The 14,175-nt window shown below is 32.5% G+C and carries 13 protein-coding genes, 3 tRNA genes and 1 pseudogene; 3 read left to right on the top strand and 14 right to left on the bottom strand.

Translation table 11 applies throughout. From position 1 onward, the window contains the following. Positions 1–20: 20 nt before the first annotated feature. From KBW87_RS06170 to KBW87_RS06195, 6 genes and pseudogenes are all read right to left on the bottom strand, one after another. Positions 21–719 (bottom strand): GntR family transcriptional regulator, encoded by a 699-nt coding sequence (locus tag KBW87_RS06170; protein WP_004040131.1) that lies wholly within the window; start codon positions 717–719, stop codon positions 21–23. A gap of 85 nt (positions 720–804) precedes the next feature. Beyond that, complete coding sequence (locus KBW87_RS06175) at positions 805–1,920, bottom strand: hypothetical protein (protein ID WP_057810147.1); 1,116 nt, start codon at positions 1,918–1,920, stop codon at positions 805–807. Positions 1,921–2,097: 177 nt separating this feature from the next. Continuing rightward, positions 2,098–2,802, bottom strand: a pseudogene (locus tag KBW87_RS06180) (ABC transporter substrate-binding protein); the annotation flags it as partial. A gap of 161 nt (positions 2,803–2,963) precedes the next feature. Beyond that, a tRNA-Gln gene (locus KBW87_RS06185) sits at positions 2,964–3,035 on the bottom strand. A 53-nt stretch (positions 3,036–3,088) separates the two neighbouring features. Beyond that, positions 3,089–3,170: transfer RNA gene (locus KBW87_RS06190), tRNA-Tyr, on the bottom strand. A gap of 125 nt (positions 3,171–3,295) precedes the next feature. Then, positions 3,296–5,047, bottom strand: a complete 1,752-nt coding sequence (locus KBW87_RS06195) for an SLAP domain-containing protein (RefSeq protein ID WP_057810144.1) — start codon at positions 5,045–5,047, stop codon at positions 3,296–3,298. A gap of 237 nt (positions 5,048–5,284) precedes the next feature. Here KBW87_RS06195 and KBW87_RS06200 point away from each other — a divergent pair, with 237 nt between their 5' ends. The 3 genes from KBW87_RS06200 (at position 5,285) to KBW87_RS06205 (ending at position 6,758) form a co-directional block, all read left to right on the top strand. Next, on the top strand, positions 5,285–5,590 hold the full coding sequence (locus KBW87_RS06200) for a hypothetical protein (protein ID WP_057810142.1): 306 nt from the start codon (positions 5,285–5,287) through the stop codon (positions 5,588–5,590). A gap of 173 nt (positions 5,591–5,763) precedes the next feature. Beyond that, a complete protein-coding gene (gene mobL, locus KBW87_RS09640; protein ID WP_236695258.1) occupies positions 5,764–5,961 on the top strand; it encodes a relaxase MobL in 198 nt (65 codons plus the stop codon). A gap of 464 nt (positions 5,962–6,425) precedes the next feature. Further along, positions 6,426–6,758, top strand: a complete 333-nt coding sequence (locus KBW87_RS06205; protein WP_057810140.1) for a hypothetical protein — start codon at positions 6,426–6,428, stop codon at positions 6,756–6,758. Positions 6,759–6,786: 28 nt separating this feature from the next. Here KBW87_RS06205 and KBW87_RS06210 read toward each other — a convergent pair whose 3' ends face one another. From KBW87_RS06210 to KBW87_RS06245, 8 genes are all read right to left on the bottom strand, one after another. Continuing rightward, positions 6,787–8,025 (bottom strand): LlaJI family restriction endonuclease, encoded by a 1,239-nt coding sequence (locus KBW87_RS06210; RefSeq protein ID WP_057810139.1) that lies wholly within the window; start codon positions 8,023–8,025, stop codon positions 6,787–6,789. Further along, positions 8,022–8,771, bottom strand: a complete 750-nt coding sequence (locus tag KBW87_RS06215) for an AAA family ATPase (RefSeq protein WP_057810137.1) — start codon at positions 8,769–8,771, stop codon at positions 8,022–8,024. Before KBW87_RS06215 ends, KBW87_RS06210 begins: the two co-directional genes overlap by 4 nt. Further along, the gene (locus KBW87_RS06220; RefSeq protein WP_057810134.1) at positions 8,755–9,999 is read right to left on the bottom strand and encodes a hypothetical protein; all 1,245 of its coding nucleotides are present in this window, start codon (positions 9,997–9,999) and stop codon (positions 8,755–8,757) included. The genes KBW87_RS06215 and KBW87_RS06220 overlap by 17 nt, the downstream gene beginning before the upstream one ends. A 4-nt stretch (positions 10,000–10,003) precedes the next feature. Then, entirely contained in the window at positions 10,004–11,053 is a 1,050-nt protein-coding gene (locus tag KBW87_RS06225) for a DNA cytosine methyltransferase (RefSeq protein ID WP_057810133.1), read from the bottom strand. Positions 11,054–11,057: 4 nt separating this feature from the next. Next, positions 11,058–11,801 carry a DNA-methyltransferase gene (locus KBW87_RS06230; protein ID WP_083478860.1) on the bottom strand — a complete coding sequence of 248 codons (744 nt, stop codon included), beginning with the start codon at positions 11,799–11,801 and terminating at the stop codon, positions 11,058–11,060. A 295-nt stretch (positions 11,802–12,096) separates the two neighbouring features. Beyond that, positions 12,097–12,168 (bottom strand) — tRNA-Gln (locus KBW87_RS06235). A 109-nt stretch (positions 12,169–12,277) separates the two neighbouring features. Continuing rightward, on the bottom strand, positions 12,278–12,937 hold the full coding sequence (locus KBW87_RS06240) for a putative quinol monooxygenase (RefSeq protein ID WP_057810131.1): 660 nt from the start codon (positions 12,935–12,937) through the stop codon (positions 12,278–12,280). Between the two features lie 254 nt (positions 12,938–13,191). Continuing rightward, positions 13,192–14,154: an alpha-hydroxy-acid oxidizing protein gene (locus KBW87_RS06245; RefSeq protein WP_083478862.1), complete on the bottom strand. Its 963-nt coding sequence runs from the start codon at positions 14,152–14,154 to the stop codon at positions 13,192–13,194. Positions 14,155–14,175: the final 21 nt, after the last annotated feature.

Consider the following 14,175-nt stretch of genomic DNA (forward strand, 5'->3'; position numbering starts at 1 on the left):
CTGGTAATTGCCAGAGTCTTTTACTTTGAAAAAGTAAATTCAAATCTTTCCGCCACATAACGGGCACGCGTATATTCGAATGGTTGTCCATTTGATAATTCAGTAACTTGTCGTCTTGTAATCAAGGCTTCACCTTTTTTAGCATTTAGCAAACGAGCATCATTTTCATTAGCAACCGCTGCAGAAATATGCTCGGTTACTCTACCAATTCGATATCCATTTTTATTTAAAGTTTCATACAAATGAGTAGAAATATCGTCTTTAGATAAATTTTCTACTAAATGATAAGGAATAGTGACCACTTCATAACAAATTGGGGTTTCATCCGCAAAACGAATTCTTTCCATTCTTAAAACTTCAGAATCGGGGTTCAAGTTTAAACGTTCTTTTTCAGATAAAGATGGTTTGCCAATTTGATAGGAGATCAACTTGCTTGATGGAATTTGACCATTAGCTTGCGTAATTTCAGTAAAGGACATAATCCCTGACATCTTTTCTTGGACTTTTTGACTAGCAACATAAGTACCACTACCCAAGCGTCTTTCTAAAATTCCTTCTTCTTCTAGTGTCTTAATTGCCTGCCTTAAAGTCATTCTTGACACACCAAACTTGACTGCGAGCTGTCTTTCAGCAGGAATGCGATCCCCCACTTTGTAGACGTGATTTTCTACATCTCGCTTAATTTGATTGTGGATTTTGATATACATTGGTTCTTCCATAGTACGCTCCCCTCCAAACTTCATAACTAATTATAAGCTAAATTGGTCTAGATTGCATAATTAGAAGCAGAACAATTTTTACCATCTATTTTTTAATAGCGGTCCAGCGCATCCCTAAAATGCTAACATTCGGCTTTTTATTGCATTCAACTTCCAAGGACTCGTCCTCACTTGATAATACATTTACTTTAAAAATCGCATCATCTTGAACAGCTAAATTTGAAGTATTAGAGTTTAAGATTAAATTATGTCCCTTAAATTGAGCATTACCACTGAGAGCTAAAAAGTATTCATACTCCATATTGCCATTAAATGTAGTTCGAGTAGCATCACACTTTGATTCATTTTGAAAATCCGCATGAGCAGTTATCAAACTATTATTGAGCTGAATATCCGTTTCATCAACCGCAATCATCCGATTAATTTGACTATTTTGCACAATTGCACGGGTCCTTTTATCTAAAAAGACGCCTCCATTAAAGTGACTCCCAATAATATTAATCCAGCAATCATCACTGACATATAAACATGAATCATCTTTGGATAATACTTTGCTGTTGAGCATATTCATCCAGGTCTGACCATGCAAAAGCAAATAGTCTACTTCTGAATTATTAATATCAAGCTCCACATTTGTCTTTTTAAAAGTATTAACACTCCCTGAGATCTTCGAATTGTTAATAATCGCTGTGCCCTGACCTTCTAAAGCTAGAGAACAAAACTCTTCAGAAGGATATTCAATGTAAGAATCGTTCATTTCTAAGCGAAAATCTGCGCCTTCAAACATGGACACTGATCCATTAATAATTTTAGTTGAATACAGTTCAAGTGTTACTTTTCCATTGATGGCAATTACTGCCGTATCATTCCCAGCACCCTTAATTACACAACTACGTAAAGTTAAATAAGTATTGGCTTCCATGGGAACAAAGATGCTATTTTTATCTTGATTAGTATTTACGCACAAGTTTTCTAGTGTTACATAACGACTATCTGAAGATAAATTAATATAACCCAAAATCGTGGTATCTTCCGGACTTGATCCCGTACCTTTAATAGTAATATCGGTCAAAGTTATTCCCTGGGGAATAGTATAAAAACCTGGTTCCAGAAATAAAACATCATCTGCGCGCAAATCTTTTAAGGCATCATGCCAATGAACTTCTCCACCGCCGGCTCCTACTTTAACTATTCTAGGCATCTATTTCCCCTCTTTTTTATAAAATCTACTTACTATTTTACTTGTTTTTTCAGAAAAAATGAAAATAGCTAAAAGATATTTAGCTATTTCATTATACTTATTTAATTTTTACATTCCAGTAGTAGGCCACATTTCCGTACGGTGAAAGTTGGAAACCGTCTACTTTTGATTTGAGCAAATATGAACCAAATTCTTATCCCAGTAGTTTTTATTTTTCACTAAGGTCCATTTTAAGTTAGATCCAGTCCAGCCCTTTACAACAAAAGGTCCATTATAAACAAGATTCTTGCTGCTAGTTCCGTACCTATCCTTTAATTTATTTACCACCTTAGTATCTTGCGGATAGAATTGCGCACCTTCAAGAATTTGTGGTAAATATGGAATTGGATTTTCCAAGATCACTTGTAGGGTATGCTTATCTAAAGCTCTAACGCCTAATGAATTTACTTTAGCCTTACCTTGAGTAATTTTAGTTCCATTCTTAATAATAGCAAAACTATCGCTATCTAAAGAAGAATTCTTTGGATCAACGGTTCTGCGCCAAGCAGTTACAGGATCACCGTTTGACCATTTTGCATTTTTACGTAATTTAAAAGTATAGGTTTTTTCATCCTTAGACTTTTTAACGCTAGTTGCGCCAGCAAGATAAGGACGATTCTTCTTATCAAAACGATAAAGACCTTCCATTGAGTTCTGTAAAATTTCAGAACTGGTAGTATCACCATACTTACTTGAGTCTAGAGTGGGGATTTCGTTCGGGGTTGAAGTATTATTCATCACAGACTTATTGGAGTTAGAGCTAGAATTAGAGTTAGAACATGCTGCTAAAATCCCAGGTGCTAATAATGTGACAAGTCCTGCTAAAAAATGTTTAGATTTCATTTTCACCCTCCTTACTTACATTTAATATGTACAGCTGAATAAATAAAATTTGCAAATATTTTCTAGCTATTAAAATCTATAACTAATCGGAATACTGCGCAAAAAATAAAAGCACCTCATTCGAGATGCTTTTATTCGGGTTGGGTGTTCATATTGAACAATTGGGTTAGCTGGATTCGAACCAGCGCATGATGGTACCAAAAACCATTGCCTTACCACTTGGCTATAACCCATTCGATTGAACTTTTACTTGTTGTTCAATGTACCAGCTGAATTTCTTCAGCAATGGAGGAGGGTGGATTCGAACCGCCGAACTCAGAGAGAGCGGTTTTACAGACCGCCGCGTTTAGCCACTTCGCTACTCCTCCGTAACGCACGTTTATTATAATAGCGAAAAACTACATAAAATGCAAGCAAAAAATAAATATTTTTTCGATTTTTTTGCAAAAGAAAAAGCGATGCTGATACACCGCTATTTTCTCGCGCTATTTAACTAAAAGTTGCTAGTTCTTACGTACATCTTCTTAGAAGCTGTAGCACCTTCAATTCTGAAGTAACGCTTACCATTCTTGAACTTGTAGGAACCACCGTAAGTAGTAACCTTAGTACCCTTCTTCAAAACTTTTCTGTTTGCACGTCTCTTAGAAGTTGCATAGATGTAGGCATTGTGCTTTAAAGTACGCTTTTGACCAGTAATGTTAGTTACACGAACATATTGATCTTTATTAGCAATCTTGTAGTAAGTCTTGCCATTGACAGTTACTTCCCTTGGCACGATAGAAACTTGCTTGTATGACTTGTAGATGACACCATCAATCTTCTTGCCATCTTTGTCGTAAGCTTGGGAATCATGCATTACAGTGTATGATTCACCCTTTTCAGTTTCTTGAGTAGCTGAACCGTCAACATACTTAGTTTCGATAAAGTGGTTTGAGCTTTCACTGTTTACATGAGTGTAAGAAGTACCTTTGACAGTAGTGGTACCAAAGGTTGCAATGTTAGCATTGTTTGCAACGGTGTCAGTAGTTTGCGTTACAGTATTGCCGTTAATTTCGTAAACTGGAATAGTGTTTTCAGTTGCCTTAATAGTCTTGTAAGTTGCACCCTTTTGACCAACAGTTAAATCAAAAGTCAAAGTGATGGTCTTACCATTAGCGTTAGTAGCAGTAACGGTCACTGGGTACTTACCAGCAACTGTAGTGTTAACTTTAGAAGTATCAATCTTAGTTGAAATCAAAGTTGTATCAGCAGCAGTTGTAGTTGCAGAAAAGGCTGATTGAATGGCATTAGTATCTACAGTACCGTTAAGATTTACATAATTAAATGAAGCATTGTCTGCTAAATCGATCTTTTGAGTGTGATCGTACTTAGTGCCGTTATAGGTAATTACTGGATTATCACTGTAGTCAGCTGGGGCATTATAAGCAGTAACAGTAATTGGCATACTTGCAGTCTTAGTGTTTGAAGCTGAAGCATTAACAGTTAAAGTAAATGAGTTAGCAGGAGCTGAGAAGTCACCTTTAGCACCAGAATAGCTAATCCCTGCACTCTTTAAACCATTTTCAACATCATTCTTTAAATCGCTCCAATTTGCCTTTGCAGTACCAGCAATTTTAACTGAGTACTTCTTAGCAATCGCATTAACTAAAGAATCGACATTATTTTCGTCTTTGCCTAAAGTAATACTTCCGCTAGTAACTTCACGGTTGTTTTCTGCAAAGTATGGTGTACCAGTCAAACTCTTGTCAGGAGTAGTAAATTCAGAACTTACTACATCAAACCCCTTAGTAATATTGCCGTATGTATCGGCAGTTGCCTTTTTACCGTTAATGGTATATTCCCCATTTGCAGTCAAGCCACTAATAGTTACATCGTTTGCAACTACAACGTAACTATGACCAGCAGTTAGCTTAGAAACAGCTTTTGCATTTTTAGCGACAACACCATTTTTAACATCTTTAGCATTGTAAACATATACTTTACCATTTTGCTTTAAGTTGCCATAATTTGAAGTCAAACTTACTGATAATGATGAAGCAGCACTGTTATTTTCAATAGCGTTAATGTTGTTTACGCTAAGTGAAAGTTTGATATCTTGGTTGTTAGTAGTTGCTGGAGCACTTTCTCCGTTAGTAACACCAACAGTAATACTTGCAGCATTCGCAACTGTTGGAGAAGCAACAACTGGAGCAACTGCAAGGAGTGCAGCCGCAGCTAAACTAATCATTTTTGTATTCTTTTTCATGTGGTCTAATTCCTTTCTTGATGAATCCTTATGATTCACTTGAATACGCCATAATTATAAACCTATTTCAAAAAATGAGTACTTAGTTTTCAAAAAATAATGTATCTTTAAGAAATGAAGAAAATAAACTACAGGAGATTCAATTAATTCTATTTAAAAATAATGTAATGCAATTAAATGAGGAGATTGCCAAATTAACAGATCTTATCATTCAATTAATAAATGTGGGCTTTGAAGATGAATCAACAAATTCAGAAGAAAATTAGTATTCCCTCTTCGATTACCGTTAGATTAAGTAAGTCGAATAAAGACTATGTTAATGATCTTATTTATCTTAATCATCTAACTTCTATCAACCAAGGTATTAATAAAGCAATTAAACAAGCTAGGTTAATCGAAAATATTGATGACTATTTGAGTGAATATGAATCTATTCCAAATGATATCAAGGGAATAAAGTTGGCCACAAACGTTGTATTAGAACTTATTTGTGAAATCTGTTCAAGGATCGGAGTTAAAGATATGATTTTAGGCACTGAATAGTCAATTTACAATAAAGCAGTTAATTTATATCATCAAAATGCTAAAAGCAAAAGGTTGAAAAAACTAAAAGAAAATTAAAATAAAAAAGCGTATCCATTATGGGTACGCTTTAACTATAAAAGGAAGTAACAGAATATGGTATCACCATCAATAGTATTATTTTCTCAATTGATATTCAATTTCTAGTTCGACATAGATTACTTAATCCCCAAACTGATACATTGAATACTAAGGCAATAATCTCCACCTCACACAAAATGATGGAAACTTTTACAAATCTAGAAAAACTAAATAATCCATATTGGGTAGCTGCAATTCACAGAAACACCGGTAATATTCACTTTGCAACTGTTGAAGAAGTAAATAGCTAAAAAATAAAAGAAATCCAAAGCAAACAACAACCTCGTGGGAAACGTAAACAATCGACAATTGATAAAATGAAAGCTTCATTTACTAATGAATTACTTGATATGTCAGACCTATTAAAAGATATAAATACTAAACGTAATAAATTAAAAAAGAAGTTATAAAAGCTTCTGAAGAATTACCCCAAGATAATAATTTACAATCAGAGATTACTAATCTTTTACTTGATTTACCAACAAATAAGAAAAAATGGCATTATGCTTCCCTACATAAATCACAAAAAGAAAGAATAAACAAAATTACAGATCAGCTTCTCTCAAATAATGATGATTATCAGGAATTACAATCAGACATTCCCACACAGTAATAACAGAGAAGATATTTATGGAAAAACTAAGCATAATTCAAAAAATTATAAAGAAAATAAGCTATCAGATAACGTTTAGGAAATGCTCTACTCCATGAATTAATGAATCAAACAAAGACACAAGAAAAACGTAAAAAGGCAGTTAAATCCCAATTAAACACTGGAAGTTTACAAAATAATTGGAATTCTACTGTACGCACTATACACAGATTAACTTCAACACAATTTCAGGAAAAACAAGAAAAGAAAAAGTTTCTCAAAAAATTAAGCCAACAAAAAGCAGATCGACAATTTAAAGAGAAACTTAAATTTACTATTTCTAAAGATTATCTAACAGAATTACAAAGACGAATGAATATTGCATTCGATAAAGAAAACACTAACTATGATAAACGGCAAAAATTAATGCAATTCCAACAAATGATACAAGGTTGACAAGAATTAGAATAGAATACAAAATATTTTAGTCAATGAAATTTTTTAGAACATGTATCATATTAAGATAAACCAAATAAATTTTAACTGAATTAATTCCTTTAGGTAAATAATTTTTATTAATCTGTATATATTGTTCAGTCCGATTCTTTGCTCTGGTGGGCATTATTAATGCATCATATGTTGTAGCGGCTCTATTCATCAATAATATGTGATACGAGAATTCTTTATAATCAAAATTCTTTAATACTGTATAATACTTAGAATCAAAAATATATTGAATATCATTACTTTTATTGTAAAAATAATGGTCTGGTTCTAGTGTATGATTAGTATTCGCTAAATTAAATTCACTAAAAGGGATTTTCGAGAAATTATTTTTAACTTTTGATTTTGAAAAAATTAAACGGTCATTGTTAACACATTGAAAATAATTGTTCAAGTATTTTTCAACTGCTTTTTCCCATATATTATTAAAATTCTGAAATTTTAAATCATGTATCTTTTCAGAACTAAAATTTAGTCCTTCAAAAAAAGTAATTAAATTATCTAATAAACGAATATCTATATCTTTAAAAATTTTGTTTTGCAAATTTTTTAGTTTTGAGATAACTAATGACCTATTATCTAACAAAGTTCGATCTATACCAAAAGAAGATAATCCAGATGCATTAGGTAAATCTACAAAAAGACTAAATAAATAATTTGTATAATTAATAGCAAAGATCATACACCTTGTAATCAAGGTTTCATCATTTACTTTCTTATCAACATACAAAGGCAAAAACAATAAATTTCCATTACTTATTATCTTTTTAGACGTAGTCAAAACTCTATGCCACGAAATATGCCCTTTATAGCCCTTTTTTACTGTGGTTCGTTTTTTATAAAATAAACCAAACTTTTTATAATAATCATATATTTTATAAAACGATTCAAAAGATAAATCTGTTTCTAAATCACTGTTATGAAATTCCGAATAAGTATTGCTTAATACAGAACTAAAAATTGTATTCATCACTAATTTGATGTAATACAATTTTTTTGTAATATCTAAGTTGTCAAATTCATTTTTATCATAATAGTGTTTAGGCATCGAAAACAGTATTGAGCTTTCTCTTCTTACAATGCCTACAAAATCTGAAATAATTTCAGAATCAGAATTTTTACTTAAATCTTTAATCTGTAAATTAAATTTTTGAATAATATCCGATGAAACAGGCTTGCCATCCTCGATAACAAATATCTTAAGTTCATCTTTCATCATTTATTATTCCCATTTGCTGCTTTCAAAGTATTCAAGAAATTATCAGAGAATATCTGCTTATCTTTTTCAAAATCTGAATATAATTCAGAAAAGCTTTTTATCGATTTATCAAATATTCCTTCTTTAGAATGTATATCTACCATACTTTCTACATCTTCCCAAAGATATTGTAATAACTTGTTTTTAATTAAGTCTTCTGGAGTGTCATTATCAAATTCGCTATTAGCATTTTGAGAGAATTTGATAAAATATGGTCCTATCTGCTTGTCTTCATTTAAATTCAAATTTCTTACAATATAATTATTTAAATTTGAATAAAACGTTTTCCAACTTACTTTATCATTCAAACCAACAATTTCTATATCTGGATTATTATCAAAATCATCTCCTGCTTCTGTGGAGACATACTGCCATTCAAATCTTCGTTTAAATGCATTATCCATTGCAAAAACGTTCTGATCACTGGTATTAACGGTACCAATTATTGTTAAATTACTTGGAAGTCGTACCGGATCATCTTTCTCTTCTCCTAGCGCCTTAGTAGCAAGTAGCTCATTATTGATAGCATACTCACCTTCTCCATTACTCTTTCTATCTAATAATTGAAATAAATCACCAAAAACTGCAGCTACATTTGCTCGACTCATTTCCTCAAGAACGAGAAAAACAGGCTTATCTTTTTCAAAATTTGCACGTTTTAATGCTAAAGTAAAAATTCCTTCCTTAAAATCATAAATAAAAATCATAAATAATTTCTCTATTATCTGAGTCTGAACCTTTTACAATAGGCATTAATTGTCCAACAAAATCTGAATAAGTATATTCTGGATGCAAAGTAACCCTAAATACATATTTATTTCCTTTTTCTGCTGAATAATCTGGTATTCCGTGTTTCCTAATATAGTCTTGTATCCCATATGATTTACCGGTACCCGGTGCACCATAAAAAATAATATTTTTCCCACCTCTTAAGGTATCTTCAGAAGATGATTCTACATTAGTATTTTCGGATTTACTATTATTTAAGTTAACATTTGACAATTCAAAATTGGTACCTAATCTTTTGGCATAATTAACAATAAAATCTGTATTTGCTTTTGAATCATCAAGAGATACTACACCTTTTTGATTTTTATCGCTCATGGTAATGTAAGGCTCCATATGTTGCCTTATCATAGTCAATAGGATTCTTAAAGGCCCTGTAGTTTCTTTTTCTCCTACAATATTAACGTTACTTTTATTATTTTTCTCATCAGTTAAAGCACGATAGATACCTTCTTTTTTGAATACTAGACTACCGTCCTTATCATTACTTGTCGGTATCTTTATACTAAAAGCAGTATTTTCTGAAAGAAGAGAAAATAAATCCAAAGCCTTATTACTTAACAAATCAATTTTATCTTTAGAATATTCCTTTAAGTTAACCTTTATTACCTTACTTTTTTCAAATATCCATGTTGTAAGGGCAATATTTAGCTCATTATCCTGTCCCAAAAAAGCATAACTAATTAAATCCATACTACTAGTAAATTCAAAGCATTTGGCATATCTTTTGCCGCCTTTTCTTTCCTTTACATTTGAAAATTCTTTATTAACAAAAGTTACTTTAGCCAAACACCAAACTAATTCAAAGGCAACTTGCAACGATTCTATTTGATCAGTTACTAGCCCCATTGAATTTATTTCTTTTTCAAATAACTCAAAAAGAGATTTATTTTCAGCATCCTTAGTATTTCTTTTTTGTAAATAAGGTTCTACTTTATTAAAAATATTATTTAAGTACTTTGAGGTGATTTTTATTCTATCTTGTTCTTGATCATAAAATTCATATTTAGCCTTTTTACCATTCAAGGCCCACAATAAATATAATAATGCTAAGTTCTGCTTAGCATTAGGAAATGAAGATTTTATACCAAGTCTTGCATTTATTGGATCTGTACTTATAAATTCTTTAGGATATTTAAATTCTGACATATTATTATCTCTTCTTATCTTTAATAATCTGTTGAGCGATTTTATAAGCTAACTTAGGAGGTACAGCATTCCCTACTTGTTTCATCTGTGAAGTCTTTGGCCCCCAAAATATAGTATCGTCATCAAAAGATTGAATTCTAGCTGCCTCTCTAACAGTTATGGCTCTATTTAAAAATGGATGAGTGAATCTCCCAGAACTAGGTGTATCAAATCTAGTAGTAATAGTCACTGATTGATAATTTTTTATAATTCTTCCCCATGTTCCACTATAAATAGATTTAGTAAGTAGTTCTTGAGGTAAATCATTCTTATCTCCATTTTCAGGGATCAATTGCATTCTTTTTATAGCAGACAAACTATGATTTGTAGCTTGATGATTAAATAATTTAGTTGAATTTTTTCTTCTATCTTTCTGATAAGAAGTTTGTGGTGCTATTCTATATTCCTGTTCAAAGCTTCCTTCTCCACTCTTCAAAAATGCTAAATCACTCATTGCTTCCCACGTAGTAACTTTTTTATTTATTTTCTTAGGCATTAGTACCTTATGTCCATTCAAAGCTCCAATAATAATGGCTCTTCTACGATTTTGTGGTACACCATAATCTGCTGCGTTTAGCACATCTAAATTAACTTTATAGCCCATTCTCGAAAAGATATCTATAATTTCATTCTTAAAATATCCATTTGATGTAGTAAGTAAATTGGGCACATTTTCCATCACAAAATATTCTGGTTTTACAAAATCAACTACTTTTGCAAAATATCTAAATAAATAATTTCTTGGATCCTTTAAACTTAATCTTTTTCCCTTTTGACTAAACCCTTGACAAGGGGGACCACCTAGAATAATATTGGCATCCTTATATTTACCAAAAACGGATTCAATATTTAATTGAGTAATATCTTCATTTATCATCTCTGTTTCTGGATTATTCTTTTTATACGACGATGCGATATCTTTATCTATCTCATTAGCCACAACAATATCAACATTGTTTTTTCTAAAACCTTCTGATAATCCACCAATTCCAGAAAATAAATCAATTGCTTTCAATTATTCACTCCATATTAAATAAATCAGATATTTCCGATATTCTTTTTAAAGATAAATCAAAATACTTCTTTGAAATTTCTGCTCCAATAAATTTTCTATTTTTTGAAATCGCTGATACTCCAGCTGTTCCACTGCCCATAAATGGGTCAAGTACTATGTCATCTGGATTACTCAAGATAGTAACAAAATGATCCATTAACGCAACTGGTTTTTGGGTAGGATGTTTTCCATATTTTTTCTCACCAGCAGGTGTAACACCGGTTTGAATAAAATCTAATTCTAATTTTCCGTTATTATTAAAAGTCCCAGTTTTTCCATCATTTATAAAATATAGCCAAGATTCGTTTGAATTTACAAAATGCAAATTCATATTTCTGGGCATCGGATTTGTTTTATGCCAAACACCTGTAGTTTTATAGTAAAAAGATGTTGCTTGTGCTAATTCAATAATACTTTCTACTTTTAAAACAGACATGAACATTATTAATGTTCCTTTCTTCTTTAAAACTCTATGAGCTTCATTAAAAAATCGAGACATGTCACTAATCCAGTCAGTATAATCCTCATTATCCCAACCTGCACCAACAAAAAAATTTTCACGCATCCTATTTAAGTTTGTTTGTCTCTTCTTCATAAATTTACCAATATTGTAGGGAGGATCTGTTAAGATAAGATCAACACTATCATCTGGCAAACTCTGCATAACCTTAATGCAATCATCATTATATAATTTATATTTTTTTGGCATTTTATCTCATTCCAAACATTACTTTTTATTATAATTTTACACGAAAATAAAATCCACACCTTAAAAACATTGCTATTTAAAGCCTTTGATTAACTCGTTTACGCTGAATTTTATATTTTCTATTTCTCGGGTCATATTGTCTCCTTAGACCAAAGATGATCAATAACCATCGTTTAAAAAATTGCCACTAAATGTTGTATCCTTTTAAAAAAGTCAGATAATTTCAAAAAAAGCAAAAAAGCCTTGATGTCAATACATCTAAGGCGTTGACATCAAGACCTTATTTGACCCTATATTGGGTTAGCTGGATTCGAACCAGCGCATGATGGTACCAAAAACCATTGCCTTACCACTTGGCTATAACCCATCCTTCAAGTCTTTTTACTTGTTAGACTCTATTCAAACGACTTCCGCCGTTCAACAATTAATAGTATAGGGGAAATAACCAAATGAGTCAAGAAAAAATTTAAAAAATTTTAGTCTAAGACAATAGCACCTTGTGAAGCTAAGGTATCACGGAATAAAACCTTGACATCACGCTTTTCAATCAAGGCCTTTACTTCAGCTTGATATTCAGTAAAGTGGGTTGACTTCAAATGATTTTCGTATTCTTTATCATTTGTGTAAACTTCCCAGATGTACCAGCTGTTTGGGTTTGACTTTTCGCTACCAGCAATAATCATCTTAGCACCTGGTTCTTCGGCCATAGCAGTGGTGATTTCTTTCTTAATTGCATGAGCAAACTTATCATAATCGCCATCTTTAACAACTACGTGAGTTAAGCGCATTACAAATTCGTCACTATAAGCGTTCAAAGATTCATTAGACTTAGTAGTGACAATTTCTGGTTTTAAATCAAAAAGTTCTCTATCACTAGCAATCTTCTTGATAGTTTCTTCATAATCATCAGCGTGATCTGAAGCAATGTGTAAGTGTTCAGCCAATTCATTACGGAATAATTCAATTGTGTAATCAATTGTACCTTGTGGATCTTCGTGACCACTCCCAATAATCAAAGTATCCAATTCTGCTGGAATTGATTGGTGCATATTGTTTTCAGCTTGACGAAGATATTCGCCACGATCTTCACGCTTAATCGTCAATTTTCTAATCTTTAATACTGGTTCTTCATCCATTTTTATACCTCACTAGTTAAATATATTTACATTCTTATTCTATAGCTATTTTTCAAAAATGGGCAAAAATTACCTAACTAAATTTAGCTTTTACTTGTGAACTCATTCCAATAGTCTGCTAAATATTGCACTGTTAAGCTTTCCGGCTGTCTAATCAAATCACTTGGACGACCTTGAGCAACGATTTTTCCGCCTTTATTTCCACCACGCGGACCTAAATCAAGTAAATTATCTGCTTAAACGTATTATTTACTTCATTCAAAATGTAAGATGCTCCTATCAAAACTTTTAGTATCAGGAATTCCCGTATAAAGCATCATCTGACTCAATTCTTCATTGAGTTTTTTAATTTTAGCTTCAGTACCGGCTTGGCCATCTTTTAACAATTCCGGCAAAATCCCGCGGCCAATTAAGACTGCGTCAGCACCCAAGGCAAGAGCTTTATAAGCATCATAGCCGCTCATTAAAGAACCATCCACAAAAATTGTCATCTTGCTCCCTTTAAGAGCTTTCTTTATTTCAGGTAAAATCTTCAAAGGTGGCACACCAAATGGAATCCGGCCATGATGATGAGAAACTACGATCGCGCTTGCACCTGCATCCCGCGCCTTAGTCGCATCCCGCACTGAAAGAACGCCCTTAGCCACAAATGGCAATTTCGTTGCTTTCACATAACGGCGCAAATCTGCAAAAGTAAGCGGCCCGAGTGGAATCCCATCAACAACATCATAATCACCATTTTCTCCAGGAACATGATCAATATCCATTCCCACCGCAACTGCGCCTAATTTTTCCGCTAATTGCAACTCTTTTATAATTCGTTCATGATCGGCAAACGGTTTCACAATTCTAATCATATCACCAGCATCTTTTTCCATTTCCATATAATCTTCATCAGATTCCATGCCAATCCAATTAAGAACATTCATCTTTTTAGCAACAGCAACTTTTTCTTGCATTGGTTTGCGTGACTTGTCAGGCAATACTTTATTTAAATGAGATAAAGCAGCCAAAGTTAAAGGACTGCTGTATTTTCTGCCAAAAATTTCCGTGGTTAAATTTGGCTTAATCGCATCAATGATTCGCATCTCTACCAAAATGCTATCCAAATATGCGCGATTGTGAAGATTAGCATCATCAGCTTGACCGCTAGTGACAGGGATCATTCCTTTAGGACCAGGCCATGGACTTGCAACTTCTTTCTTTTCTTCATGCATCAAAGAAGCACCAGTATTTGC

Origin of the sequence: Lactobacillus intestinalis (genome assembly GCF_024397795.1) — a bacterium.
GTDB classification, from domain to species: Bacteria; Bacillota; Bacilli; order Lactobacillales; family Lactobacillaceae; genus Lactobacillus; species Lactobacillus intestinalis.

Excerpts from the sequence above, each read along its gene's own strand:
- KBW87_RS06175 (WP_057810147.1), bottom strand. The coding sequence starts at position 1,920 with ATGCCTAGAATAGTTAAAGTAGGAGCCGGCGGTGGAGAAGTTCATTGG.
- KBW87_RS06220 (WP_057810134.1), bottom strand. The coding sequence starts at position 9,999 with ATGTCAGAATTTAAATATCCTAAAGAATTTATAAGTACAGATCCAATA.
- KBW87_RS06215 (WP_057810137.1), bottom strand. The coding sequence starts at position 8,771 with ATGATTTTTATTTATGATTTTAAGGAAGGAATTTTTACTTTAGCATTA.
- KBW87_RS06170 (WP_004040131.1), bottom strand. The coding sequence starts at position 719 with ATGGAAGAACCAATGTATATCAAAATCCACAATCAAATTAAGCGAGAT.
- KBW87_RS06205 (WP_057810140.1), top strand. The coding sequence starts at position 6,426 with ATGAATCAAACAAAGACACAAGAAAAACGTAAAAAGGCAGTTAAATCC.
- KBW87_RS06210 (WP_057810139.1), bottom strand. The coding sequence starts at position 8,025 with ATGATGAAAGATGAACTTAAGATATTTGTTATCGAGGATGGCAAGCCT.
- KBW87_RS06200 (WP_057810142.1), top strand. The coding sequence starts at position 5,285 with ATGAATCAACAAATTCAGAAGAAAATTAGTATTCCCTCTTCGATTACC.
- KBW87_RS06195 (WP_057810144.1), bottom strand. The coding sequence starts at position 5,047 with ATGAAAAAGAATACAAAAATGATTAGTTTAGCTGCGGCTGCACTCCTT.
- KBW87_RS06245 (WP_083478862.1), bottom strand. The coding sequence starts at position 14,154 with ATGCATGAAGAAAAGAAAGAAGTTGCAAGTCCATGGCCTGGTCCTAAA.
- KBW87_RS06240 (WP_057810131.1), bottom strand. The coding sequence starts at position 12,937 with ATGGATGAAGAACCAGTATTAAAGATTAGAAAATTGACGATTAAGCGT.
- KBW87_RS06230 (WP_083478860.1), bottom strand. The coding sequence starts at position 11,801 with ATGCCAAAAAAATATAAATTATATAATGATGATTGCATTAAGGTTATG.